Raw genomic sequence first — 24920 nt, 5'->3', positions numbered from 1 at the left:
ATCAGGCTACAACTTAACGTTACCGCTCGAGCGCGGCAAGAATTTCGCCGGTGTCGCGCACCCGCGCCAAACGCGGGAAGATATGTTCGAACGCGAAACGGTGCATTTCCGCGTTCTGCGCGCTGCAGACATCTTCGGCGATCACCAGCTCATAGCCATGCTCCCAGGCGGCGCGGGCGGTGGATTCCACGCCGATATTGGTGGATATGCCACCCAATACCACGGATTTGATGCCGCGGCGGCGCAGCTGCAAATCCAGATCGGTGCCGTAGAAGGCGCCCCATTGGCGCTTGGTGACCAGAATATCGCTGTCGCAGACCGCCAGCGGCGCGGGGAATTCCCACCAACTGGCCGGCAAGCCGCCGGCGGGCGCGGGAGCCGGTTTGTCCACCGGCTGTTTCAGCGCTTCGGCGAAGGAGTCTGACCAGCCGACGCGCACCAGCAGCACCGGCGCGCCCAGCAGACGAAAACGGGCGGCCAGCAGGGCGGCGTTCGCCACCACCTGGTCGGCGCTGTGCGGGCCGCCGGCGTAGGGCAGAATGCCGTTTTGCAAATCGATCAGCACCAGAGCGGTGGTTTGGGCGTCAAGTTTCAGCATGGATTTCATCTCGTTGCGAAGTGGATAAAAACTGTTCGGTGCGCCGGGCGAGCTGCGTTCGGCGCAAAACCGGGGGAGATTCAGGCTACGTGAAAAAACTGTCGCAGGTTAATGGGAAATTTGTTAACCGATGTGTTGATTCGAGCAAAAACGCGCCATTTAGTGCAGTAACAATGCTGTGTTCGCACTTATCGGGCGGATGAATTTCCTTTATAATGACTCCCTTTTTTCAACACTCTTTAATCCAACGACCTATGCCGATTTATGAATATGCATGTGGTGCTTGCAACCATCGGTTAGAGAAATTGCAAAAATTTTCCGATGCGCCACTGGCAGACTGCCCGGCGTGTGGGCAGCCCGCGTTGACCAAGTTGATTTCATCCTCCGGTTTCCAGCTTAAGGGCACCGGCTGGTATGCGACGGATTTTAAACCGGGTAACAAGTAGAATTTATCAGATAACAGCCGCGCGACAGGGGCGCAGTAGCCCGGCGCGGCATCGGCTGTGTAAAAGGATAGCGTATGCGTACTGAATATTGCGGGCAGTTGAATCTGTCCCACGTGGGCCAGGAAGTCACTCTGTGTGGTTGGGTCAATCGTCGTCGCGATCTCGGCGGCCTGATCTTTATTGATATGCGCGACCGCGAAGGCATCGTGCAGGTGTTCTTCGATCCGGACCAGAAAGTGGCGTTCGACAAGGCCTACGACCTGCGCAATGAGTTCTGCATCCAGATCGTCGGCACCGTGCGTGCGCGTCCGGACAGCCAGATCAATAAAGATATGGCTACCGGCGAAGTGGAAGTGTTCGCCCACGCGCTGGAGATCATCAACCGCTCCGAGCCGCTGCCGCTGGACTCCAATCAGGTCAACAGCGAAGAAGCGCGCCTGAAATACCGCTACCTGGATCTGCGCCGCCCGGAAATGGCCGAGCGTCTGAAGACCCGCGCCAAAATCACCAGCTTCGTGCGCCGCTTCATGGACAGCCACGGCTTCCTCGATATCGAAACGCCGATGCTGACCAAGGCGACGCCGGAAGGCGCCCGCGATTACCTGGTGCCGAGCCGCGTACACAAGGGCAAATTCTACGCGCTGCCGCAGTCCCCGCAGCTGTTCAAACAGCTGCTGATGATGTCCGGCTTCGATCGTTACTACCAGATCGTCAAATGCTTCCGTGACGAAGACCTGCGTGCGGACCGTCAGCCTGAATTCACCCAGATCGACGTCGAAACCTCTTTCATGACCGCCGATCAGGTGCGTGAAGTGATGGAGAAGTTGGCGCGCGAACTGTGGCTGGACGTGAAGGGCGTGGATCTGGGCGATTTCCCGGTCATGACCTTCGCCGAAGCGATGCGTCGCTTTGGCTCCGACAAGCCGGACCTGCGTAACCCGCTGGAGCTGGTGGACGTGGCCGACCTGGTCAAAGACGTCGAGTTTAAAGTTTTCTCCGGCCCGGCCAACGACGCCAAAGGCCGCGTGGCGGCGATCCGCGTACCGGGCGGCGCGCAGCTGACCCGCAAGCAGATCGACGAGTACGGCGCTTTCGTCAACATCTACGGCGCCAAAGGCCTGGCGTGGCTGAAGGTCAACGACCGCGCCGCCGGCATGGAAGGCGTGCAGAGCCCGATCGCCAAATTCCTCAGTGCAGACGTGCTGGAAGGCATCCTGGCGCGCACCGATGCGCAGACCGGCGATATCCTGTTCTTCGGCGCCGACAGCGTCAAGATTGTCACCGATGCGATGGGCGCGCTGCGCCTGAAGCTGGGGCGCGATCTGGCGCTGACCCAACTCGACAGCTGGGCACCGCTGTGGGTGGTTGACTTCCCGATGTTCGAAGAAGACGACGAGGGCGGCCTGGCGGCCATGCACCACCCGTTCACCTCGCCACGCGACATGAGCCCGGAAGAGCTGGCGGCAGCGCCGGTCAACGCCATCGCCAACGCCTATGACATGGTGATCAACGGTTACGAAGTGGGCGGCGGTTCGGTGCGTATCCACCGTAGCGAAATGCAGCAGACGGTGTTCAGCATTCTGGGCATTAACGAACACGAACAGCGCGAGAAGTTCGGCTTCCTGCTGGACGCGCTGAAGTACGGTACGCCGCCGCACGCCGGCCTGGCCTTCGGCCTGGATCGTCTGGTGATGCTGTTGACCGGCACCGACAACATCCGCGACGTCATCGCCTTCCCGAAAACCACCGCGGCGGCCTGTCTGATGACCGACGCGCCGAGCTTCGCCAACCCGGCTGCGCTGCAGGAGCTGGCGATCAGCGTGGTAAAGAAAGCCGGTGCGGAACAAGAGAGCGAGTGATGAGTTACAAGCGCCCTGAATCTATCCTGGTAGTGATTTACGCGAAATCCAGTGGTCGGGTGCTGATGTTACAGCGGCGCGACGATACCGAGTTCTGGCAGTCGGTCACCGGCAGCCTGGAACAGGATGAGTCGCCGCCGCATGCCGCGCGGCGTGAAGTCATGGAAGAGGTCGGCATCGATATCGAAGCAGAGCATCTGCCGTTGTTCGATTGCCAGCGCTGCGTGGAGTTTGAACTCTTTGTCCATTTGCGGCATCGCTATGCGCCGGGAACCACGCGCAATAAAGAGCACTGGTTCTGTCTGGCGTTGCCCGAGGAGCGCGATCCGGTGATTACCGAGCATCACGCTTACCAATGGCTTGAGGCGGCCGAGGCCGTGAAGTTGACCAAGTCGTGGAGCAATCAGCAGGCGATTGAAGAGTTCGTGATCAATTCAGTCCAGTAGTTTTTTTCGGAGATTTTTTATGGCAGGTCATAGTAAGTGGGCCAACACAAAGCACCGTAAAGCGGCGCAGGACGCCAAGCGCGGTAAAATTTTCACCAAGATTATTCGTGAGCTGGTCACGGCCGCCAAGCTGGGCGGCGGCGATCCGGATTCCAACCCGCGTCTGCGCGCGGCGATGGACAAGGCGCTGTCGAATAACATGACGCGCGACACCATGAACCGTGCGATCGCGCGCGGCGTGGGCGGCGATGATGATACCAATATGGAAACCATCATCTATGAAGGTTACGGCCCTGGCGGCACCGCCGTGATGATCGAATGCCTGAGCGACAACCGCAACCGCACCGTGGCGGAAGTGCGCCACGCCTTCACCAAATGCGGCGGCAACCTCGGCACCGACGGTTCCGTGGCTTACCTGTTCACCAAGAAGGGCGTGATCACCTACGCACCGGGCCTGGATGAAGACAGCGTGATGGAAGCGGCGCTGGAAGCCGGTGCGGAAGACATCGTGACCTATGACGACGGTGCCATCGACGTGTTCACCGCCTGGGAAAGCCTGGGCGCAGTGAAAGACGCGCTGACCGCGGCGGGATTCGAAGCCGAAGCGGCGGAAGTGTCGATGATCCCATCGACCAAGGCCGACATGGACGCGGAAACCGCGCCTAAGCTGTTGCGCCTGATCGATATGCTGGAAGACTGCGACGACGTGCAGGAAGTTTACCATAACGGTGAAATCTCCGACGAAGTGGCGGCGACGCTGTAATCCGGTAAAACGGGCGCCGCCGTTCGGCGGCGCCGTGCATGCAAGGTGGATGTAGATATGGCGATCATACTCGGTATCGATCCCGGCTCACGCGTCACCGGCTATGGCCTTATCCGCCAGCAGGGGCGTCAGTTGAGCTATATCGCCAGCGGCTGCATCCGCACGGTGGTGGACGACATGCCGACGCGGCTGAAGCTGATTTACGCCGGCGTCAGCGAGATCATCACCCAGTTTCAGCCCGACTTCTTCGCCATCGAACAGGTGTTTATGGCCAAGAACCCGGACTCGGCGCTCAAGCTCGGCCAGGCGCGCGGCGTCGCGATCGTGGCGGCGGTGAATCAGAATCTGGAAGTGTTCGAGTATGCGGCGCGGCAGGTCAAACAGACCGTGGTCGGCACCGGCGCGGCCGAAAAGGCGCAGGTACAGCACATGGTGCGCTCGCTGCTCAAACTCTCGGCCAACCCGCAGGCGGACGCCGCCGATGCCCTTGCCATCGCCATTACCCACTGCCACCTCAGCCAGAATGTGCTGCGGATGAGCGAAGGGCGGTTGAACCTGGCGCGCGGGCGTTTGCGCTGACGCAAAGCGATGATTGCTCAGGCTGGATATTCATCCAGCCTTTTTTATGTTATAAGCTTTACCAGCAACGGCATGGCAGGGCGCCATGCCCGGTCATTCTGCAGGAGGGTAAATGATAGGTCGTCTCAGAGGAAATATTCTGGAAAAGCAGCCGCCGCTGGTGTTACTGGAGGCGAACGGCGTGGGCTATGAGGTACACATGCCGATGACCTGCTTTTACGAGCTGCCGGAACTGGGGCAAGAGGCCATCGTGTTTACCCACTTCGTGGTGCGTGAAGACGCGCAGCTGCTGTACGGTTTCAACGACAAGCAGGAGCGTGCGCTGTTCCGCGAGCTGATCAAGGTCAACGGCGTCGGGCCGAAACTGGCGTTGGCGATCCTGTCAGGCATGTCCGCGCAGCAGTTCGTCAGCGCGGTGGAGCGCGAAGAGATCACCGCGCTGGTCAAGCTGCCGGGCGTAGGCAAGAAAACCGCCGAGCGCCTGGTGGTAGAGATGAAAGACCGCTTCAAAGGGCTGAACGGCGATCTGTTCAACAGCAGCAGCGAGATCAGCCTGCCGTCCGCCGCCGCCAACGCGCCGGAAGCGGACGCGGAAGCCGAAGCTGTCTCGGCGTTGGTGGCACTAGGCTATAAGCCGCAGGAAGCCAGCCGCATGATCAGCAAAATTGCCAAACCGGGCGCCGACTGCGAGACCCTGATCCGCGACGCGCTGCGCGCGGCTTTGTAAGGCCGCTAAGAGGTAGATAATGATTGAAGCCGATCGCCTGATCTCCGCCGAACCGATCAACGAGGAAGAAGTCCTCGATCGCGCCATTCGTCCCAAGCTGTTGACCGAATACGTTGGCCAGCCGCACGTGCGCGAGCAGATGGAGATCTTCATCCAGGCGGCCAAGCAGCGCGGCGACGCGCTCGACCATCTGCTGATCTTCGGCCCGCCGGGCTTAGGGAAGACCACCCTGGCCAACATCGTGGCCAACGAAATGGGCGTGAATCTGCGCACCACCTCCGGCCCGGTGCTGGAGAAGGCGGGCGATTTGGCGGCGATGCTGACTAACCTCGAACCGCACGACGTGTTGTTCATCGACGAAATCCACCGTTTGTCTCCGGTGGTGGAAGAAGTGCTGTATCCGGCGATGGAAGACTACCAGCTGGATATCATGATCGGCGAAGGGCCGGCGGCGCGTTCGATTAAGCTCGATCTGCCGCCGTTTACCTTGGTGGGCGCCACCACCCGCGCCGGCTCGCTGACCTCGCCGCTGCGCGATCGCTTCGGCATTGTCCAGCGGTTGGAGTTTTATCAGGTAGCGGATCTGCAGCACATCGTCTCGCGCAGCGCCGGCTGCCTGGGGCTTGAGCTGTCCGACGAGGGCGCCCATGAAGTGGCCCGCCGTGCGCGCGGTACGCCGCGTATCGCCAACCGCCTGTTGCGCCGGGTGCGCGACTTTGCCGAGGTGCGCGCCAACGGCGTGATCAGCGGCGGGGTGGCGGCGCAGGCGCTCGATATGCTCAACGTCGATGCCGAAGGTTTCGACTATATGGATCGCAAGCTGCTGTTGGCGATTATCGACAAGTTTACCGGCGGCCCGGTCGGGCTGGACAACCTGGCGGCGGCGATCGGCGAAGAGCGCGAAACTATCGAGGACGTGATCGAACCGTTCCTGATCCAGCAGGGCTTTATCCAGCGCACGCCGCGCGGCCGTCTGGCGACGCAGCATGCCTACCGGCATTTCGGGCTGGAACGCGAAGCATAAGTTTGCCATCCTCCATACAAAAGGGCCGCATCTGCGGCCCTCGTCATATGCTGGTTCTGGCTTCAATCAAGCCTGCTGTTTTTTGAACAGGCTCAGCGTGAACAGCACGGCGGCGCAGAGCACTACCGAAGGGCCGGCCGGCGTATCGTAACACGCCGAGAAAGTCAGGCCGCCGGTGACGGCCACCATGCCGAGCAGCACCGCGACGCCGGCCATCTGTTCCGGCGTGCGCGCGAAGCGGCGAGCGGTAGCTGCGGGAATGATCAGCAGCGAAGTGATGATCAGCGCGCCGACGAATTTCATCGCCAGGCCGATGGTCAACGCGGTCACCAGCATCAGCACGGTGCGCGCCCGCGCCAGATTGACGCCGTCGACGTGCGCCAGCTCCGGGCTGATGGTCATCGACAGCAGATCGCGCCACTGCCACCACAGCACCAACAGCACCACGGCGACGCCGCCGGCGATCATCAGGATATCGCTCAGCGTAACCGACAGCAGATCGCCGAACAGATAGGCCATCAGATCGACCCGCACGTTGGACATCAGCGCCACCACTACCAGGCCCAGCGACAGGGCGCTGTGGGCCAGAATGCCGAGCAGGGTATCCACCGAAAGCTGCGGGCGGCGTTCCAGCCACACCAGGGCCAGAGCCAGCAGCAGCGTAATGGCGATCACCGCATAGAAGGGATTGATGTCCAGCAGCAGGCCAAAGGCGACGCCGAGCAACGAGGCGTGCGCCAGGGTGTCGCCAAAGTAGGACATGCGGCGCCAGACCACGAAAGAACCCAGCGGCCCGGCGGCGCCGGCCAACAACACGCCGGCCAGCCAGCCGGGAAGTAACAGTTCAATCATGCTTCGCGGCTCCCGGTTTTCTTCAAGACAATTCTTCCCTGCAGGTCGTGGCGGTGATTGTGATGGTGGCGATATACCGCCAGCTGCTCTGCGCCGCGGTTGCCGAACATGGCGATGAATTCGGGATGCATCGACACCACCTCCGGCGCCCCGGAGCAGCAGATATGCTGATTGAGGCACAAGACCTCGTCGGTTTTCGCCATCACCAGATGCAGATCGTGCGACACCATCAGCACGGCGCAGCCCAGCTCTTTACGCAGTTGATCGATCAGATCGTACAGCGCCAGCTGGCCGTTGACGTCAACTCCCTGCGTGGGTTCGTCCAGCACCAGCAGCTGCGGTTTGTTCAACAGCGCTCGCGCCAGCAGCACGCGTTGGTTTTCACCGCCGGAGAGCTTTTGCATCGGCTGGTCGAGCAGGTGGGCGGCGTGCACGCGCTTGAGCGCAGGCAGAATGTCGGTTTTCTTGACGCCGGGCTTGAGGCGCATAAAGCGGCTGACAGTCAGCGGCAGGGTGGCGTCGAGGTGCAACTTTTGCGGCACGTAGCCGATGCGCAGATCGGGCTCACGCTCCAGCGTGCCGGCGGTCGGTTTGACCAATCCCAGCACCACGCGCACCAGCGTAGACTTGCCCGCGCCGTTCGGGCCCAGCAGCGTGAGAATACGGCCGGGCTGCAGGCTAAGGGAAATGTTCGACAGCACCTTGCGGCTGCCGAAGGCGACGGAGATATTTTTTAGCGTTATCAGTGTAGACATCTCGAGATTACAGGTTGCAGAACGAAGCGAATGTTATAATATCACGCCTTGTTGATGAAAACGATGGGATTACTGATGATGGCAAAGAAAAATAAATGGCTGCAGCGCACGCTGCTGGCCAGCGCACTGTTGATGGCCGGCCCGCTGAGCAGCGCTTCCGCGGCGGTGGTGACCTCGATTCGTCCGTTGGGCTTTATCGCTTCGGCCATCGCCGACGGCGTGACGCCGACCGAAGTGTTGCTGCCGGATGGCGCTTCACCGCACGATTTTGCGTTGCGTCCTTCCGATATCCAGCGCTTGCGTTCCGCGGACCTGGTGCTGTGGGTTGGGCCGGACATGGAGGCGTTCCTGAACAAGGCGCTGGTGCCGATCTCGGCGACCCGCAAGCTGGCCATCAGCGAACTGCCGGCGGTGAAGCCGTTGCTGATGAAAGGCGAAGAGGACGACGATCATGATCATGCAGGCGAAGCGCATAACCATGCCGATGACGATCATGGGCATCATCACGGCGAGTACAATATGCACGTTTGGCTGTCGCCGGAGATAGCAAAAGTGACCGCGATCGCGATTCACGACAGATTGTTGGAACTTATGCCGCAAAATAAGGACAAATTAGACGCAAACCTGCGCCAGTTCGAGAATCTGCTGACGCAAACTGACAAAAATGTTGGTAACATGCTTACGCCTGTGCAAGGTAAGGGTTATTTTGTTTTTCATGATGCTTACGGCTACTTTGAGAAACACTACGGTTTGAGTCCGCTGGGCCATTTCACCGTCAATCCCGAAATTCAGCCTGGAGCACAGCGCCTACACCAAATTCGAACACAGTTGGTTGAGCAGAAAGCGGTATGCGTTTTTGCTGAGCCACAATTCAGGCCGGCCGTAATCAATGCCGTCGCCAAGGGTACCAAAGTGCGTTCCGGAACGCTGGACCCGCTGGGCGTCGGCATCGCGCTGGGGAAGGACAGCTACGGGAAATTCCTGACTCAGCTGTCAAACCAGTACGTGAGCTGCCTGAAGTAAAGCTTATGAGGATAATATCGAGTGCAGCAGATAGTCCGAACTATCGCTCTGGCGTATAACAACCTGCCACGGCCCCACCGCGTCATGCTGGGGTCGCTGACAGTCGTCACATTGGCCGTCGCTGTTTGGCGGCCTTTTGTTTACCACCCAGAACACAACCCCATTGCCAAGAGCGTCGAGTTAGAATCCAGCCAGATGCGGTCATTGCTCCCCGAAGCCAGTGAACCGATTGATGCCGACCAACCCACCCCCGATGACGAAATCCCGCAGGATGAGCTGGATCAGAAAGATGCCGGCGACGATGGCGTGCATGAATATGTGGTTTCCACCGGCGACACCCTCGGCAGCATTCTGACGCAGTACGGCATCGATATGTCGGATGTCACGCTGCTGGCCTCGCAAAACCGCGATCTGCGTAATCTGAAGATCGGCCAACAGCTGTCGTGGACCGTGAACGATGCGGGCGATCTGCAGCAGTTGACCTGGGAAGTTTCCCGCCGCGAAACCCGCACCTATGACCGCGTCGGCAATAGCTTCAAAGAGTCGAAAGAGGCGCAGCAGGGCGAATGGCGCAACAACGTGATCAGCGGCCGGGTCAACGGCAGCTTTGTCAGCAGCGCCGGCGACGCCGGGCTGAGCCGTAACGAAATCAACTCGGTGATTAAGGCGCTGCAGTGGCAGCTCGATTTCCGCAAGCTGCGCAAAGGCGACCAGTTCTCCGTGCTGATGTCGCGCGAACATTTCGACGGCAAGAAATCGCAAAGCCAGCTGTTGGGCGTGCGTCTGCGCACCGGCGGCAAGGATTACTACGCGATCCGCGCCGAAGACGGCAAATTCTACGATCGCCAGGGCTCAGGCTTGGCGCGCGGCTTCATGCGTTTCCCGACCATGAAACAGTTCCGCATTTCCTCCAACTTCAACCCGCGTCGCGTGAACCCGGTGACCGGCCGCGTGGCGCCGCACAAAGGCGTCGATTTCGCCATGCCGGTCGGCACGCCGGTGCTGGCGGTCGGCGACGGTGAAGTGGTGATCGCCAAACGCAGCGGCGCGGCGGGCAACTATGTGGCGATCCGCCACGGCCGTCAGTACACCACGCGTTATATGCACCTGAAAAAGCTGCTGGTGAAACCGGGCCAGAAGGTGAAACGCGGCGATCGCATTGCGCTCTCCGGCAACACCGGCCGCTCCACCGGGCCGCACCTGCACTTTGAACTGTGGACCGGCCAACAGGCGGTGAACCCGCTGACGGCCAAGCTGCCGCGTTCCGAAGGGCTGAGCGGCAAAGATCGCAGCGATTATCTGGCGCAGGTGAAGGAAGTGGTTCCTCAACTGCAGTTGGATTAACGCCCGCCCTTTTTCCGGCGCTTCGGCGCCGCTAATTTCATCGGCCTGATTGCGGGCCGATGCTGTTTTATCTGGGCGGTTCGCGGTTGTTAATTGCAAAATCGGTGATGGCAATTATGATTAGCCGAATCGCTAAGCTAAGAGCATGTGCATGCAAAACGAGAAGAAATCGAACGTAGAGTTCATCCCGCAGTTTCAAAAAGCCTTTTTATATCCGCGCTACTGGGGCGTGTGGTTGGGAACCGGCCTGATGGCCGGCATTTCGCTGGTGCCCGCGCGCTTGCGCGATCCGGTGCTGGGTGCGGTCGGCAAACTGGCCGGCAAGCTGGCGAAGGGCGCGCGCCGTCGTGCCCGCATCAACCTGCTGTATTGCTTGCCGGGGCTGCCGGAAAGCGACCGCGAGCACATTATCGACCAGATGTTCGCCTGTGCGCCGCAGTCGATGGTGCTGATGGCGGAGCTGGCTTGCACCAAGCCCGAGAAAGTGCTCAAGCGCGTGCGTTGGCACGGTGAAGAGGTGTTGGACAAGATCCGGGCGGAAGGGCGCAACGTGATTTTCCTGGTGCCTCACGGCTGGGCGGTGGATGTGCCGGCGATGCTGATGGCCGCGCGCGGCCAACCGATGGCCGCGATGTTCCACAATCAGCGTAATCAGCTGATCGACTACCTGTGGAATGCCGTGCGGCGTAAATTCGGCGGCCGCATGCACGCGCGCAACGACGGCATCAAACCGTTTATCAGTTCGGTACGGCAGGGGTATTGGGGCTACTATCTGCCCGATCAGGATCACGGCGCCGAGCACAGCGAGTTCGTCGATTTCTTCGCCACCTATAAGGCGACGCTGCCGGCGGTGGGGCGGCTGATGAAGGTGTGTCGCGCGGCGATCGTGCCTTTGTTCCCGGTGTACGACGGCAAAACCAGCATGCTGGATATTTATATTCGCGAGCCGATGGACGATCTGGCCGAAGCCGACGATCCGCGCATTGCCCGCCGCATGAATGAAGAAGTGGAAAATCTGGTGGGCCCGAATCCGGAACAGTATACCTGGATCCTCAAACTGCTGAAGACGCGCAAGGAAGGGGAGATTGAACCTTACTCGCGCGACGATCTGTATCGTTAATCCTTTCTGCCGCTAACGCCGGCCGGGCCGCAATCCGGCCGGCGTCTCTTCATATATGCACCCTACAGCCGCGAGCCCGCAGGATGTCGACGACTTTAGGCGTGCGGGTGAAATCATTCCAGCGCAGGTCCAGCTTGCGCAGGCGGCTCAGTTCGCCGAGGCTTTCCGGCAGGTCACTCAGGCGGTTGGCGCGCAGATCCAGACTTCTCAGCGCCGTCAGCTCACCGATATTATCCGGCAGACGCGTCAGCTGATTGAAACGCAGGCTCAGCTCGCTCAGCCGCGGCAGCCGGCAGAAGGCCTGCGGCAGCTCGGCGATGGCATTGTTAGCCGCGTCGAGTATCTCCAGCTCACCGAGCTGAGCCATTTCCGCCGGCAGCGAGGTCAGGGCATTTTTCATGATATGCAGTTCGCGCAGCGCGTGCAGTTGCCCGATTTCGGCGGGCAGGTTGCCGATGCGGTTGTTGTATAAACGCAGCTCCTGCAATGCCGCCAGCCTCGGTATCGCCTGTGGCAAAACGGTTAAATGGTTGTCGGTCGCGTTGAGGTAAACCAACTGCTGCAGCTGCGCCAGCGAGCGCGGCAGATCGCTAAAGCCGTTATCGCTCAGATAGAGGTATTTCAACCGATGCAGCTGCCCCAGTTCTTCGGGGAGTTCGTTTGCGCGATTGTGGCCAAAGTCGAACATCTCGAGCTGTTGCAACTGGCCAATCTCCGGCGGCAGGCGGTCGAGCTGATTGCAGGAGATATTCAGCACCCGCAGATTTCGGTGCCGGAAGAGGGCGACAGGGAGGGCCGTCAGCTGATTGTCGTACAGGCTAATCTTGCGCAGCGCGTGGCCGGCTAACGGCGACTCGTCGAGCTGCGTCAGGCCGTGGCCGTCGAGATCGAGCTCATCACCGCTCGCTGCGGGAGTGTGTTGGTGGAGCATGGCGTTCTCCGTCTTTTATGGCGGTGTCAGGGCAAAAAAAATGCCGGCCAACGTGAGCCGGCCGGCATTTCGTCTGCGGCGTGGATTACTCGACGCGCAGGATACGGCTGGTATTGGTGGTGCCGACGGTTTCCATCACGTCGCCCTGGGTAACGATCACCAGATCGCCGGAGACCAGGAAGCCCTTGTCGCGCAGGCGATTGACGGCTTCATTGGCGGCGATCACGCCGTCTTTGTGGCTGTCGAAATACACCGGCGTCACGCCGCGATACAGCGCGGTCAGGTTCAGCGTATGCTCATGACGCGACATGGCGAAGATCGGCAGGCCGGAGCTGATGCGTGACATCATCAGCGCGGTGCGGCCGGACTCGGTCATGGCGATCAGCGCGGTAACGCCTTTCAGGTGGTTGGCAGCATACATCGAAGACATGGCAATCGCTTCTTCGATGTTGTCGAACTGCACGTCCAGGCGGTGTTTGGAAACATTGATGCTCGGGATCTTCTCGGCGCCCAGACAAACGCGCGCCATCGCCGCCACGGTTTCCGCCGGGTATTGGCCGGCGGCGGTTTCCGCCGACAGCATAACGGCGTCGGTGCCGTCCAGCACGGCGTTGGCCACGTCCATGACTTCGGCGCGGGTCGGCATCGGGTTGGTGATCATCGACTCCATCATCTGAGTTGCGGTGATCACCGCGCGGTTCAGGGTACGGGCGCGGCGGATCAGTTTCTTCTGAATGCCGACCAGTTCCGGATCGCCGATTTCGACGCCGAGATCGCCACGGGCAACCATCACCACGTCGGAGGCCAGAATAATGTCGTCCATCGCTTCGTCGCTGCAGACCGCTTCGGCGCGCTCAACCTTGGACACGATCTTGGCGTTGCAGCCGGCGTCGCGCGCCAGGCGGCGGGCATAGTTCAGGTCTTCACCGGTGCGCGGGAAGGAAACCGCCAGATAGTCGACGCCAATCTTGGCGGCGGTCACGATGTCCGCCTTGTCTTTTTCGGTCAGCGCTTCGGCCGACAGGCCACCGCCGAGCTTATTGATGCCCTTGTTGTTGGACAGCGGGCCGCCGACCGTCACTTCGGTAAACACTTTCATGCCCTGAACTTCGAGCACTTTCAACTGAACGCGGCCGTCGTCGAGCAGCAGGACATCGCCCGGCACCACGTCGGCAGGCAGGCCTTTATAGTCGATACCGACTTTTTCTTTATCGCCTTCGCCTTTTGACAGGTTGGCGTCCAGCAGGAATTTATCGCCCACGTTGAGGAAGATTTTGCCTTCCTTGAAGGTGGAGACGCGGATTTTCGGCCCTTGCAGATCGCCGAGTATAGCGACGTGACGTCCCAGTTTTGCGGCGATTTCGCGCACTTTGTCAGCGCGAGCCTGGTGATCTTCCGGGCTGCCGTGGGAGAAGTTAAGCCGAACTACGTTGGCGCCGGCGGCAATGATCTTTTCCAGATTATTGTCGCGGTCAGTAGCCGGACCCAGGGTGGTAACGATTTTGGTTCTTCTGAGCCGTCTGGACATGTATTACTCCGTTGACTGGTGAAGCAAATATTGGTGTTGCGATAACGTCGGATAACGAAACCAGGCGTGAAATGTAATTTTACAACACTGATATTTCACCCGGGTTACCCGCATGAGCATGTTAACAGGGTACCGCCTCTGATGCCGTCATTCAAATGTCTGTTGAACGGCGATTTTTTCTTCGTCGGGTCACGAATCAAAACTGTTGGGAATGACCACGCCTTTATCAAAGCGCGATTCTTTGAGCGCTTCTTTGACCCGCTTCAAGTTATCTCTGAATTTAGCCCCTCGGCGCAAGGTAAATCCGGTGGCTAGCACGTCAATGAGCGTTAATTGCGCGATCCGTGACACCATCGGCATGTAAACGTCGGTGTCTTCGGGCACGTCGAGCAGCAGAGCGAGGGTCGCTGCCTGGGCGAGCGGGGTGTCGCGCGAGGTGATAGCCAATACCGTGGCGTCGTTTTCTCGCGCCAGGTGGGCCATCTCCACCAGATTCTTGGTGCGGCCGGTGTGTGAGATCAGCACCACCACGTCGCCTTCGCCGGAGTTCATGCAGCTCATGCGCTGCATGACGATGTCATCGAAGTAGACCACCGGAATGTTGAAGCGGAAAAATTTGTTCATCGCATCGTGCGCTACCGCCGCGGAGGCGCCCAGGCCGAAGAAAGAGATCTTTTTTGCCTGGGTGAGTAGGTCAACCGCACGATTGATTGCGGCAATATCCAAATTTGCCTTTACTGTATCCAGGCTGGCCATGACCGATTCGAAGATCTTGCTGGTATAGGCATCGACGCTGTCGTCTTCCTCGACATTACGGTTTACGTAGGGCGTGCCGTTAGCCAGGCTTTGGGCGAGATGCAGTTTGAAGTCGGGAAAGCCTTTGGTATCAAGGCGGCGGCAAAAACGGTTGACGGTGGGTTCGCTGACGTCGGCCATGCGCGCCAGCGTGGCGATGCTGGAGTGAATGGCGGTCTGCGGGGAGGCCAGGATCACCTCGGCGACTTTCCTTTCAGATTTGCTCAGGAGTTCCAGATGGCTCTGGATTTTGTCCAGCGTATTCATATAACGAGAGTCACTCATGGTTTTATCCCTGTGGCTTTCAAGCAACAGCGTCGAATCTCGCCCGTGTTTGCCGTGCAAGCAGACGCCAAACGAGCGGCTGTAACCTGGAATCGATAGGGTATGACGATTTCAAACAAAGGAGAAATCAATGCCGGTTTAGTGAAAATATACTACGTGCTGGTAACCGTTGGCAGTCTCGACAGGGCGTATGCAGGCTTTTTTCACCAGAATATGACCTGTGTCTAACTTTCATAATGGTAACAGAGCGTCAAAAAAGACGAAAAATTACAGTTTTGCCCGGGACTGGGGCGCTGGCGCACATTGGCGCTTTCCACTGGAATATTGAGGTCTTTTTTTCTGCTTCTGCGCTGGGTTTGCTGGCCGTAGTCAAACAGAGTACATTAGTAATGTAAGAAAATTACAAATATCCTGCAACGAGGAGATGAACATGGCGGTAACCTCTACAGCCCAGGCGTGTGACCTGGTTATTTTCGGCGCGAAAGGTGATTTGGCGCGCCGTAAGCTGCTGCCTTCCCTGTACCAGTTAGAGAAAGCCGGACACATCCACCCGGAAACGCGGATCATCGGCGTCGGCCGCGCGGAGTGGGATAAAAAAGCCTATACCGAAGTGGTCAAGGAAGCGCTTGGCACCTTCATGAAGGAAAAACTGGATGATGAACTCTGGGCCACGCTGAGCGCACGCCTGGACTTCTGCAATCTGGACGTCAACGACAGCAAGAACTTTACCAAATTGGGTAAAATGCTGGATCAGAAACACCGCACCACCATCAACTACTTCGCCATGCCGCCAAGCACCTTCGGCGCCATCTGCAAAGGGTTGGGCGAAGCCAAACTGAACCATGAGCCGGCGCGCGTGGTGATGGAGAAGCCGCTGGGCACCGATCTGGCGTCTTCCCGCGTGATCAACGACCAGGTGGCGGAGTACTTCAACGAATCCCAGGTTTACCGTATCGACCACTATCTCGGTAAAGAGACGGTGCTGAACCTGTTGGCGCTGCGTTTCGCCAACTCGCTGTTCGCATCCAACTGGGATAACCGCACCATCGATTCGGTGCAGATCACCGTGGCGGAAGAGGTGGGCATCGAAGGGCGTTGGGGTTACTTCGACCAGGCCGGCCAGATGCGCGACATGATCCAGAACCACCTGCTGCAGATCCTGACCATGATCGCCATGTCGCCGCCGGCGGATCTGACCACTGACCGTATCCGCGACGAGAAGGTGAAGGTACTGCGTTCGCTGCGCCGTATCGATCAGACCAATGTACGGGAAACCACCGTGCGCGGTCAGTACACCGCCGGTTTCGTCCAGGGCAAGAAAGTGCCGGGTTATCTGGAAGAGGAAGGGGCGAACAAGAGCAGCAGCACCGAAACTTTCGTCTCCATCCGCGTGGATATCGACAACTGGCAGTGGGCCGGGGTGCCGTTCTACCTGCGTACCGGTAAACGTCTGCCGACCAAATGCTCGGAAGTGGTGGTGTACTTCAAAAACCCACCGCTTAACCTGTTCAGCGACTCTTACCAACAGCTGCCGCAGAACAAGCTGACCATCCGCCTGCAGCCGGACGAAGGCATCGAAATTCAGGTGCTGAACAAGGTGCCGGGGCTGGATCACAAGCACCGTCTGCAGACCACCAAGCTGGATCTGAGCTTCTCGGAAACCTTCAACCAGGAGCACGTGGCGGACGCCTACGAGCGCCTGCTGCTGGAGACCATGCGCGGCATTCAGGCGCTGTTTGTGCGCCGCGATGAAGTGGAAGAGGCCTGGAAGTGGGTCGACTCCATCATGGACGCATGGAAAGCCGACAACGAGGCGCCGAAGCCTTATCAGGCGGGCACCTGGGGGCCGGTGGCCTCGGTGGCGATGATCACCCGCGACGGCCGTTCCTGGAACGAGTTCGAGTAATGCGCAATGCCGGCAGCCTGTCTGCCGGCTTTTTTTTGCCTGCGATCTGCGCGTGGGCCACATCACTTACGGTACGGCCGGACGTCCGCGCATTTGCGCGGAGCCCTGTGGCAGGGGCGTGCCATTGTTAACCGCGAGTAATGGAGAAATAACGATGAAAAACTGGAAAACCAGCGCCGAGCAGATCCTGACGGCAGGGCCGGTGGTGCCTGTTATCGTGATCAACAAGCTGGAGCAGGCGGTGCCGCTGGCGAAAGCGCTGGTTGCCGGCGGCGTGCGGGTATTGGAGGTGACGCTGCGCACCGCCTGCGGGCTGGAGGCGATCCGCGCTATCGCCAAAGAGGTGCCGGAGGCCATCATCGGCGCCGGTACGGTGATCAATCCGCAGCAGCTGCGGGAGGTGACCGAGGCGGGAGCGCAGTTCGCCATCAGCCCGGGGCTGACCGAAGCCTTGCTGCAGGCGGCGACGGCGGGGCCAATCCCGCTCATCCCGGGCATCAGCACCGTTTCCGAGCTGATGCAGGGCATGGATCACGGCCTGCGCGAGTTCAAATTCTTCCCGGCGGAAGCCAACGGCGGCGTGAAGGCACTGCAGGCGATCGGCGGCCCGTTCCCGCAGGTGCGTTTTTGCCCGACCGGCGGCATTACGCCGAACAACTACCGCGATTATCTGGCGCTGAACAGCGTACTTTGCATCGGTGGTTCCTGGCTGGTGCCGGCGGACGCGCTCGAAAGCGGCGACTACGCGCGCATCACTGAACTGGCGCGCAGCGCCGTCAGCGGGGCCGCGTTGTAACCCGCGCCGCGCCTGGGATTGGCGCTTATTTGCGCGCCCGCGAATATCGCAAGGCTCAACGCTCCGTTGAGCTTTTTTTAATTTTTATCGTGATTAACGTTCTTATTTTTAACCCGTTTTTTTTCGATTTTTATGAAAACGGCAGTTTGCTTTCTTATTTTGGCTGTGGTAAAAATATCTCAGTCGAAAATTTTACTTTCATGAGGATATTGGGCAAATCGCACGGTGTGCGGCTGATAATAGAGAACGATTATGATGACTATTAACGGAATTACCCTCAGAACCTCTACGTGCCAACTCTTCCTGTCTGCGATCCTTGCCAGTGAGCATCACTGGTGCAGCGAGCTATAGCGTCTTTCTCCCTTAACCGGTGCCGGTAGCGGGCTTTCGCCTTCGCTCTACCGTTCAGCCGGGCAAACATTCTTTTTTGCGTTTGGGTCAGTTTATCCCCAGGGATCTCTGCGTCTTGCGCGCCGCAATGCGCCGTTTGACGAGATAAATCGGGATAAATATGCCTTGGCGCGCGTTATTCGCCGTTTGGGAGAAAAATTATGATTTATTGGATCTTTTTAGGTTTGGCCATCATGACCGAAATCATCGGCACCTTGTCGATGAAATACGCCAGCGTCAATGGCGGCATGATCGGGCACATCGTGATGTACGTGATGATCACCGCGTCTTATGTGTTGCTGTCCGTAGCGGTAAAACGCGTGGCGCTGGGCGTGGCCTATGCGCTGTGGGAAGGCATCGGTATTCTGTTCATTACCCTGTTCAGCGTGCTGTGGTTCGACGAGCCAATCTCGGCGCTGAAGGTGCTGGGCCTGGCTACGCTGATCGCCGGCATCATGCTGGTGAAATCCGGTACCCGCAAAGAGCGAAAACAGGTCAGCCCGCGAGGTAACAACCATGCAACAGTTTGAGTTGTACCACATTGGGTTCCTGGGGCTGGCGATCGTGCTGGAAATCATCGCCAACATCTTCCTGAAGATGTCGGACGGCTTCCGTAAAATTTGGCTGGGGCTGTTGTCGCTGCTGTCGGTGCTCGGCGCGTTCAGCGCCCTGGCGCAGGCGGTGAAGGGCATCGATCTGTCGATCGCTTATGCGCTGTGGGGCGGTTTCGGTATCGCCGCCACCATCGCCGCAGGCTGGATCATGTTCGGCCAGCGGTTGAACGCCAAAGGCTGGATTGGCCTGGCGCTGCTGCTGATGGGGATGGTGATCCTTAAACTGTCCTGATAACGGGCAATAAAAAACCGCAGGCGTTGCCGTCTGCGGTTTTTTTTCGTCTGCGCTCAGGCTTACAGCGCGGCGATGATTTTGATTTCCACCTTGTACTTCGGATTCATCAGCTGTGCCTGCACGGTGCAGCGCACCGGCGCGCTGCCGGCGACCACCCAGGCGTCCCAGGCAGCGTTCATCGCGGCGAAGTCGGCGCTGTTGGCCAGGAAGATGGTGGCGTCCAGAATGCGGCTTTTGTCCGAACCTACGCGCGCCAGCAGCACGTCGATGGCGGCGAGGGCGTTGGCGGTCTGCGCGGTCGCGTCGTCGTCCAGGTTCTCCGGCACGCTGGTGTAGTAAACGGTCTCGTTGTGCACCACGGCTTCGGACCAGCGCTGATCGGGATCAATTCTTTCGATATTCATTTGCTTATCTCCATATCATAGTCCCGCTAAGGGTAGCACAGCCGGTAATGAAAAAGCGCGGCGATAAAGTGGGTGGTAGCCGGGCGGCAGGCTTGGCATAATCACCGCTGAATGACACCGGCAGAGAGACAGCGTGACAGACGATTTTGCAACAGACGGCGCATTGGCGCAGGCTATCAAGGGATTCAAACCGCGTGAGCCGCAGCGGCAGATGGCGCAAGCCGTCACCGAGGCAATCAATTTCAAGCAGGAGCTGGTGGTGGAAGCCGGCACCGGCACCGGCAAAACCTTCGCTTATCTGGCGCCGGCGCTGCGCGCCGATCGCAAAGTGATCATCTCTACCGGTTCGAAAGCGTTGCAGGATCAGCTGTATGCGCGCGATCTGCCCACCGTCGCCAAGGCGTTGAAGTACAAAGGCAAGCTGGCGCTGCTGAAGGGGCGCTCCAATTATCTGTGTCTCGAGCGGTTGGAGCAGCAGTCGATGGCTGGCGGCGAGCTGGCGGGGCAGACGCTGATCGATCTGGTGCAGCTGCGCAAGTGGTCGTCGCAGACCAAAGAGGGCGACATCAGCACCTGCAGCGAAGTGGCGGAAGACAGCTTCGTCTGGCCATTGGTGACCAGCACCAATGACAACTGCCTGGGCAGCGATTGCCCGCTGTATCAGGATTGCTTCGTGGTCAAGGCACGCCGCCGCGCGATGGATGCGGATGTGGTGGTGGTAAACCATCACCTGTTCCTGGCGGATATGGTGGTGAAAGAGGGCGGTTTCGCCGAGCTGATCCCGGAAGCCGAGGTGATGATTTTCGACGAAGCGCACCAAATCCCCGACATCGCCAGCCAGTATTTCGGCCAACAGCTCACCAGCCGCCAACTGTTGGATCTGGCGAAGGACATCACCATCGCCTACCGCACCGAGGTGCGCGACGCCGCTCAACTGCAAAAAAGCGCCGACCGTCTCAGCCTGAGCACGCAAGATTTCCGTCTGAATCTGGGCGAGCCGGGTTTTCGCGGCAATCTGCGTGACGTGCTCGGCGAACCGAACGTGCAGCGCGCTCTGTTGCTGCTCGATGACGCGTTGGAGCTGTGTTATGACGTGATGAAACTGTCGCTGGGGCGTTCGGCGCTGCTGGACGCCGCCTTTGAGCGCGCCACGCTGTACCGCGCGCGCCTCAAGCGGCTGAAGGCGGTGACGGAGCCTGGCTACAGCTATTGGTATGAATGCAACTCGCGCCATTTCGTGCTGGCGCTGACGCCGCTGACGGTAGCCGATCGGTTCCGCGAAATGCTGGACGAGAAGCCGGGCAGTTGGATCTTTACCTCGGCCACGCTGTCGGTCAACGATCGGTTGGGCCACTTCACCGAACGGCTGGGGCTGACCAAGGCCAAAACGCTGCTGTTGCCGAGCCCGTTCGACTATGCCAAGCAGGCGCTGCTGTGCGTGCCGCGCTTTTTGCCGTCGCCGAATCAGCGCGGCGGGGCGCGCCAGCTGGCGCGCATGCTGCGGCCATTAATTGAAGCCAACAACGGCCGCTGCTTCTTTTTATGCACCTCGCACCAGATGATGCGCGAGCTGGCGGAAGAGTTCCGCGCCACGATGACGTTGCCGGTGCTGTTGCAAGGGGAAACCAGCAAAGGGCAGCTGCTGGCGCAGTTCGTCGCCGCCGGTAACGCGCTGCTGGTGGCGACCAGCAGCTTCTGGGAGGGGGTGGACGTGCGCGGCGATGCGCTGTCCTGCGTCATCATCGATAAACTGCCGTTTACCTCACCTGACGATCCGCTGCTGAAGGCGCGCATTGAAGATTGCCGCCTGCGCGGCGGCGATCCGTTCAATGACGTGCAGCTGCCGGATGCGGTCATCACCCTGAAACAGGGCGTCGGCCGTTTGATCCGTGATACCGACGATCGCGGCGTGCTGGTGATTTGCGATAACCGTCTGGTCATGCGGCCCTACGGCGAGGTGTTCCTCAATAGCCTGCCGCCTACGCCGCGCACCCGCGATTTGAAGCAGGCGATCGCCTTCCTGCAGGCCGCCGACACGTCGGCCACGTGAAAGATGAAGGGCTTACGGGGCTGTGCTACAATGCGCGCCCTGTATGAAAAACCCAGTTTTATTCCCGCCAGAGGTTGGCATGTCCACGCGAATTTTAGCGATCGATACCGCGACGGAAGCCTGTTCCGTCGCCGTCTGGAATCAAGGCGAAATCCACGCCCTGTTTGAGCTGTGCCCACGCGAGCATACGCAACGTATTTTACCTATGGTGCAGCAGGTGCTGGCGGAATCCGGCCTGGCGCTCAACCAGCTCGATGCGCTGGCCTTTGGCCGCGGCCCCGGCAGCTTTACCGGGGTGCGCATCGGCATTGGTATCGCTCAGGGCCTGGCGCTGGGCGCCGATCTGCCGATGCTCGGTATTTCCACGCTGCAAACCATGGCGCAGGGCGCCTGGCGCGTCTGCGGCGCGGAGAGGGTGCTGGCGGCGATAGATGCGCGCATGGGTGAAGTCTACTGGGGGCAGTTCGAACGCCAAGCGGACGGTAGCTGGTTGGAAAGCGAAGGCGAGGCGGTGTTGTCGCCGGCGCAGGCGCTGGAGCGTGCGCAGCGCCTGCAGGGCGAATGGGCCCATGTCGGCACCGGCTGGCAAACCTATCCCGATCTGGTCAAGGGGTCTACGCTGAGCGTGCGTGACGGGCAGATGCTGTTGCCGCAGGCGCAAGACATGCTGCCGCTGGCGCTGCACGCCTGGCAACAGGGGCTGGCGGTGGCGGTGGAAAACGCCGAGCCGACCTATCTGCGCAATGAAGTCACCTGGAAAAAACTGCCGGGCCGCGAGTAAGCGCGGCCTATTGTGCTGTTGTTGAGGCCGGGCGATGAAAGCCTGCAACTTGAACGATGAAACGCGGTCAAAGTTACAGCCATTTCAGGAGATTGCGACCATGTTAATCCGCACTGCAAGTAAAAAGCTGTCGCTGCTGGCCGTCGCCTGCGGCGCGCTGGTTCTGTCCGGGTGCGTCACCGTACCGGATGCGATCAAAGGTTCCACCCCTTCGCCGGTGACTCAGCTTTCCTCGGTACAAAATGCACCTAATCTGTTTACCGGCGCGGAAGCCCGCTTCGGCGGCACCGTAGTAAACGTCGCCAACGAGCAAGGGCACACGGTGCTGGAGATCGCGGCGGTGCCGCTCGACAGCGGTGCGCGGCCGATTTTGGGTGAACCGTCGCGCGGCCGCTTGCTGGCCACGGTAAACGGCTTCCTCGAACCTGTTGATTTCAAAGGCCAGTTGGTGACCGTCGTCGGCCCCATTACCGGCCTGAAAGAGGGGCGTATCGGTATGACGCCGTATCGCTTCGTGACGATGAACGTGACCGGTTTCAAACGCTGGCACCTGGTGCAGCAGGTGGTGATGCCGCCTGCGCCAATGGGCCCCTGGGGCTGGCGCGGTGGCCCGTGGGGACCCGGTTGGGGCGCAGGCTATGGTTGGTACAATCCTGGCCCGGCACAGGTGCAAACCATCGTAACCGAGTAGCATACGCTTGATGTGAACACATTTGACAGGGCGGCTCAGGCCGCCCTTTTGCTTTTTGGGATAAGGAATATCCGACAATTAGTGACGTACATCGCAACCTGAATAATGTTTAAAACCTGCACTGGTCTGCTGAGTTAAAATATTGTTATGGTTAGGCTGCGAGTTTGAGGCTGCGATGATAATTAGTAATGATTTCAGGAGTAATACCTTGGATAAGGTCTGGTTAAAACGGTATCCGGCAGATGTGCCCGCAGAGATTGATGCCGATCGCTATTCGTCGTTGATCGAAATGTTTGAGCATGCCGTGCAGCGCTATGCCGATCAGCCCGCCTTTATCAACATGGGCGAGGTGATGACCTTCCGCAAACTGGAAGAGCGCAGCCGGGCTTTCGCGGCTTACCTGCAAAATGAACTGGGCCTGAAGAAGGGCGACCGCGTCGCGCTGATGATGCCTAACCTGTTGCAATACCCCATCGCCCTGTTCGGCATTCTGCGCGCCGGTATGGTGGTGGTTAACGTCAACCCGCTGTATACCCCGCGCGAGCTGGAACACCAGTTGAACGACAGCGGCGCCAGCGCCATCGTCATCGTCTCCAACTTTGCCCATACGTTGGAAAAAGTGGTGTTCAACACTCAGGTCAAGCACGTGATCCTCACGCGCATGGGCGATCAGCTTTCGGCCGCCAAAGGCACGCTGGTCAACTTTGTGGTCAAGTACATCAAGCGCCTGGTGCCTAAATATAACCTGCCGGACGCCATTTCATTCCGCAGCGCGCTGCAGCGCGGACGCCGTCTGCAATATATAAAGCCGGACATCATTAATACCGATTTGGCCTTCCTGCAATACACCGGCGGCACCACCGGCGTAGCGAAAGGCGCGATGCTGACGCACCGCAACATGCAGGCCAACCTCGAACAGGCCAAAGCCGCCTACTCGCCGCTGTTCCGTGAAGGGCAGGAACTGGTGGTGACGGCGTTGCCGCTGTACCACATTTTCGCGCTGACGGTGAACTGCCTGCTGTTTATCGATCTGGGCGGGCGCAATTTGCTGATCACCAACCCGCGCGATATTCCGGGGCTGGTGAAGGAGCTGGGCAAATACCCGTTCACCGCCATGAGCGGGGTGAATACCTTGTTCAACGCGTTGCTGAACAACGAAGAGTTCCACAAACTCGACTTCTCCACGCTGCGTTTCTCGGTCGGCGGCGGCATGTCGGTGCAAAAAGCGGTGGCCGAGAAGTGGGAGAAAACCACCGGCAAACACCTGCTGGAAGGCTATGGCCTGACGGAGTGCGCGCCGCTGGTGGCCGGCAACCCTTACGATCTGAAACACTACAGCGGCAGCATCGGTTTGCCGGTGCCGTCGACGGATATTCGGCTGTTGGACGACAATGGCCAGGATGTGCCGCCGGGAGAACCGGGCGAACTGTGGGTCAAAGGCCCGCAAGTTATGTTAGGCTATTGGCAACGCCCGGAAGCTACCGACGAAGTGCTGAAAGATGGCTGGTTGGCGACCGGTGATGTGGTGACCGTGGACGAGCAGGGGTTTGTGCGCATCGTCGACCGTAAGAAAGACATGATCCTGGTCTCTGGTTTCAACGTTTACCCGAACGAGATCGAGGACGTGGTCAGCCAGCATCCGAAGGTGCTGGAATGTGCGGCGATCGGGGTACCCAGCGAGGTCTCCGGCGAGACGGTGAAGATCTGCGTGGTGAAGAAAGACGCCTCGCTGACCAAGGAAGAGCTGTTGACCCATTGCCGTCGGCACCTGACCGGGTATAAAGTGCCTAAAATTGTTGAGTTCCGCGATGAATTGCCGAAGTCGAACGTCGGCAAGATTTTGCGGCGAGAACTGCGCGATGAGCTAAAAACGCCGAAACCGGCCGATGCCGCCTAGGTTTCGCTCTTGCGCCTGACTATCGACAACGCCGGTGAATGCCGGCGTTGTTGTGTTTGAATCCTACAAGAGAATGATGTT

The 24920-nt window shown here is 59.4% G+C and carries 25 protein-coding genes; 18 read left to right on the top strand and 7 right to left on the bottom strand.

Translation table 11 applies throughout. From position 1 onward, the window contains the following. Positions 1 to 19 precede the first annotated feature (19 nt). Entirely contained in the window at positions 20 to 598 is a 579-nt protein-coding gene (locus SSARUM_RS13550) for a hydrolase (RefSeq protein ID WP_033648128.1), read from the bottom strand. A 215-nt stretch (positions 599 to 813) separates the two neighbouring features. On the opposite strand from SSARUM_RS13550, the gene SSARUM_RS13545 reads away from it, so the two are divergent. The 7 genes from SSARUM_RS13545 to ruvB all read left to right on the top strand — a co-directional run bounded on the left by SSARUM_RS13545 (position 814) and on the right by ruvB (position 6442). Further along, entirely contained in the window at positions 814 to 1044 is a 231-nt protein-coding gene (locus SSARUM_RS13545; protein WP_320204121.1) for an FmdB family zinc ribbon protein, read from the top strand. Positions 1045 to 1118: 74 nt separating this feature from the next. Then, the gene (gene aspS, locus SSARUM_RS13540; protein WP_033647641.1) at positions 1119 to 2903 is read left to right on the top strand and encodes an aspartate--tRNA ligase; all 1785 of its coding nucleotides are present in this window, start codon (positions 1119 to 1121) and stop codon (positions 2901 to 2903) included. Beyond that, positions 2903 to 3349 (top strand): dihydroneopterin triphosphate diphosphatase, encoded by a 447-nt coding sequence (nudB, locus tag SSARUM_RS13535; protein ID WP_004932373.1) that lies wholly within the window; start codon positions 2903 to 2905, stop codon positions 3347 to 3349. Before aspS ends, nudB begins: the two co-directional genes overlap by 1 nt. A 19-nt stretch (positions 3350 to 3368) precedes the next feature. Then, complete coding sequence (locus tag SSARUM_RS13530; protein WP_004932370.1) at positions 3369 to 4112, top strand: YebC/PmpR family DNA-binding transcriptional regulator; 744 nt, start codon at positions 3369 to 3371, stop codon at positions 4110 to 4112. A gap of 57 nt (positions 4113 to 4169) precedes the next feature. Further along, complete coding sequence (ruvC, locus tag SSARUM_RS13525) at positions 4170 to 4691, top strand: crossover junction endodeoxyribonuclease RuvC (protein WP_004932367.1); 522 nt, start codon at positions 4170 to 4172, stop codon at positions 4689 to 4691. A gap of 112 nt (positions 4692 to 4803) precedes the next feature. Further along, on the top strand, positions 4804 to 5418 hold the full coding sequence (gene ruvA / locus SSARUM_RS13520; protein ID WP_033634852.1) for a Holliday junction branch migration protein RuvA: 615 nt from the start codon (positions 4804 to 4806) through the stop codon (positions 5416 to 5418). Positions 5419 to 5437: 19 nt separating this feature from the next. Then, positions 5438 to 6442, top strand: a complete 1005-nt coding sequence (gene ruvB, locus SSARUM_RS13515) for a Holliday junction branch migration DNA helicase RuvB (protein ID WP_060430188.1) — start codon at positions 5438 to 5440, stop codon at positions 6440 to 6442. A gap of 66 nt (positions 6443 to 6508) precedes the next feature. Here the strand turns inward: ruvB and znuB are convergent, their stop codons facing one another. Together znuB and znuC are read right to left on the bottom strand one after the other, a co-directional pair. Further along, positions 6509 to 7294, bottom strand: coding sequence for a zinc ABC transporter permease subunit ZnuB (znuB, locus tag SSARUM_RS13510; RefSeq protein ID WP_033634849.1), 786 nt, complete (start codon positions 7292 to 7294; stop codon positions 6509 to 6511). Then, a complete protein-coding gene (gene znuC / locus SSARUM_RS13505) occupies positions 7291 to 8049 on the bottom strand; it encodes a zinc ABC transporter ATP-binding protein ZnuC (protein ID WP_060430185.1) in 759 nt (252 codons plus the stop codon). The genes znuB and znuC overlap by 4 nt, the downstream gene beginning before the upstream one ends. A gap of 78 nt (positions 8050 to 8127) precedes the next feature. Here znuC and znuA point away from each other — a divergent pair, with 78 nt between their 5' ends. The 3 genes from znuA to lpxM all read left to right on the top strand — a co-directional run bounded on the left by znuA (position 8128) and on the right by lpxM (position 11536). Then, the gene (gene znuA / locus SSARUM_RS13500) at positions 8128 to 9072 is read left to right on the top strand and encodes a zinc ABC transporter substrate-binding protein ZnuA (RefSeq protein ID WP_033654440.1); all 945 of its coding nucleotides are present in this window, start codon (positions 8128 to 8130) and stop codon (positions 9070 to 9072) included. 21 nt (positions 9073 to 9093) lie between these two features. Further along, a complete protein-coding gene (gene mepM, locus SSARUM_RS13495) occupies positions 9094 to 10416 on the top strand; it encodes a murein DD-endopeptidase MepM (protein ID WP_033634847.1) in 1323 nt (440 codons plus the stop codon). A 151-nt stretch (positions 10417 to 10567) separates the two neighbouring features. Further along, entirely contained in the window at positions 10568 to 11536 is a 969-nt protein-coding gene (lpxM, locus tag SSARUM_RS13490) for a lauroyl-Kdo(2)-lipid IV(A) myristoyltransferase (RefSeq protein ID WP_033638507.1), read from the top strand. A 49-nt stretch (positions 11537 to 11585) separates the two neighbouring features. Here the strand turns inward: lpxM and SSARUM_RS13485 are convergent, their stop codons facing one another. The 3 genes from SSARUM_RS13485 to SSARUM_RS13475 all read right to left on the bottom strand — a co-directional run bounded on the left by SSARUM_RS13485 (position 11586) and on the right by SSARUM_RS13475 (position 15057). Beyond that, positions 11586 to 12467, bottom strand: coding sequence for a leucine-rich repeat domain-containing protein (locus SSARUM_RS13485; protein ID WP_039565766.1), 882 nt, complete (start codon positions 12465 to 12467; stop codon positions 11586 to 11588). 85 nt (positions 12468 to 12552) lie between these two features. Beyond that, on the bottom strand, positions 12553 to 13995 hold the full coding sequence (gene pyk / locus SSARUM_RS13480; RefSeq protein WP_019452801.1) for a pyruvate kinase: 1443 nt from the start codon (positions 13993 to 13995) through the stop codon (positions 12553 to 12555). 189 nt (positions 13996 to 14184) lie between these two features. Then, entirely contained in the window at positions 14185 to 15057 is an 873-nt protein-coding gene (locus SSARUM_RS13475) for a MurR/RpiR family transcriptional regulator (protein WP_033634845.1), read from the bottom strand. Positions 15058 to 15505: 448 nt separating this feature from the next. On the opposite strand from SSARUM_RS13475, the gene zwf reads away from it, so the two are divergent. From zwf to mdtI, 4 genes are all read left to right on the top strand, one after another. Further along, positions 15506 to 16981, top strand: coding sequence for a glucose-6-phosphate dehydrogenase (gene zwf, locus SSARUM_RS13470; RefSeq protein ID WP_033634844.1), 1476 nt, complete (start codon positions 15506 to 15508; stop codon positions 16979 to 16981). A gap of 154 nt (positions 16982 to 17135) precedes the next feature. After that, the gene (locus tag SSARUM_RS13465; RefSeq protein ID WP_033634842.1) at positions 17136 to 17777 is read left to right on the top strand and encodes a bifunctional 4-hydroxy-2-oxoglutarate aldolase/2-dehydro-3-deoxy-phosphogluconate aldolase; all 642 of its coding nucleotides are present in this window, start codon (positions 17136 to 17138) and stop codon (positions 17775 to 17777) included. 551 nt (positions 17778 to 18328) lie between these two features. Next, entirely contained in the window at positions 18329 to 18697 is a 369-nt protein-coding gene (mdtJ, locus tag SSARUM_RS13460; RefSeq protein WP_033634840.1) for a multidrug/spermidine efflux SMR transporter subunit MdtJ, read from the top strand. After that, the gene (mdtI, locus tag SSARUM_RS13455) at positions 18684 to 19013 is read left to right on the top strand and encodes a multidrug/spermidine efflux SMR transporter subunit MdtI (protein WP_033634839.1); all 330 of its coding nucleotides are present in this window, start codon (positions 18684 to 18686) and stop codon (positions 19011 to 19013) included. The genes mdtJ and mdtI overlap by 14 nt, the downstream gene beginning before the upstream one ends. 62 nt (positions 19014 to 19075) lie before the next feature. Here the strand turns inward: mdtI and SSARUM_RS13450 are convergent, their stop codons facing one another. Then, on the bottom strand, positions 19076 to 19420 hold the full coding sequence (locus SSARUM_RS13450; RefSeq protein ID WP_033634838.1) for a RidA family protein: 345 nt from the start codon (positions 19418 to 19420) through the stop codon (positions 19076 to 19078). A gap of 133 nt (positions 19421 to 19553) precedes the next feature. On the opposite strand from SSARUM_RS13450, the gene SSARUM_RS13445 reads away from it, so the two are divergent. The 4 genes from SSARUM_RS13445 (at position 19554) to fadD (ending at position 24839) form a co-directional block, all read left to right on the top strand. After that, positions 19554 to 21470: an ATP-dependent DNA helicase gene (locus SSARUM_RS13445; RefSeq protein WP_033647629.1), complete on the top strand. Its 1917-nt coding sequence runs from the start codon at positions 19554 to 19556 to the stop codon at positions 21468 to 21470. A 79-nt stretch (positions 21471 to 21549) separates the two neighbouring features. Next, positions 21550 to 22251 carry a tRNA (adenosine(37)-N6)-threonylcarbamoyltransferase complex dimerization subunit type 1 TsaB gene (gene tsaB, locus SSARUM_RS13440; protein ID WP_033647628.1) on the top strand — a complete coding sequence of 234 codons (702 nt, stop codon included), beginning with the start codon at positions 21550 to 21552 and terminating at the stop codon, positions 22249 to 22251. 100 nt (positions 22252 to 22351) lie between these two features. Next, the gene (locus SSARUM_RS13435; RefSeq protein ID WP_060430616.1) at positions 22352 to 22942 is read left to right on the top strand and encodes a Slp family lipoprotein; all 591 of its coding nucleotides are present in this window, start codon (positions 22352 to 22354) and stop codon (positions 22940 to 22942) included. A 208-nt stretch (positions 22943 to 23150) separates the two neighbouring features. Then, positions 23151 to 24839, top strand: a complete 1689-nt coding sequence (gene fadD / locus SSARUM_RS13430) for a long-chain-fatty-acid--CoA ligase FadD (RefSeq protein WP_033634834.1) — start codon at positions 23151 to 23153, stop codon at positions 24837 to 24839. Positions 24840 to 24920: the final 81 nt, after the last annotated feature.

It is taken from the genome of Serratia sarumanii (assembly GCF_029962605.1).
Lineage (GTDB): Bacteria > Pseudomonadota > Gammaproteobacteria > Enterobacterales > Enterobacteriaceae > Serratia > Serratia sarumanii.
The sequence above is the reverse complement of the archived record's forward strand: the minus strand, read 5'-3'. Positions and strand labels throughout refer to the sequence as shown.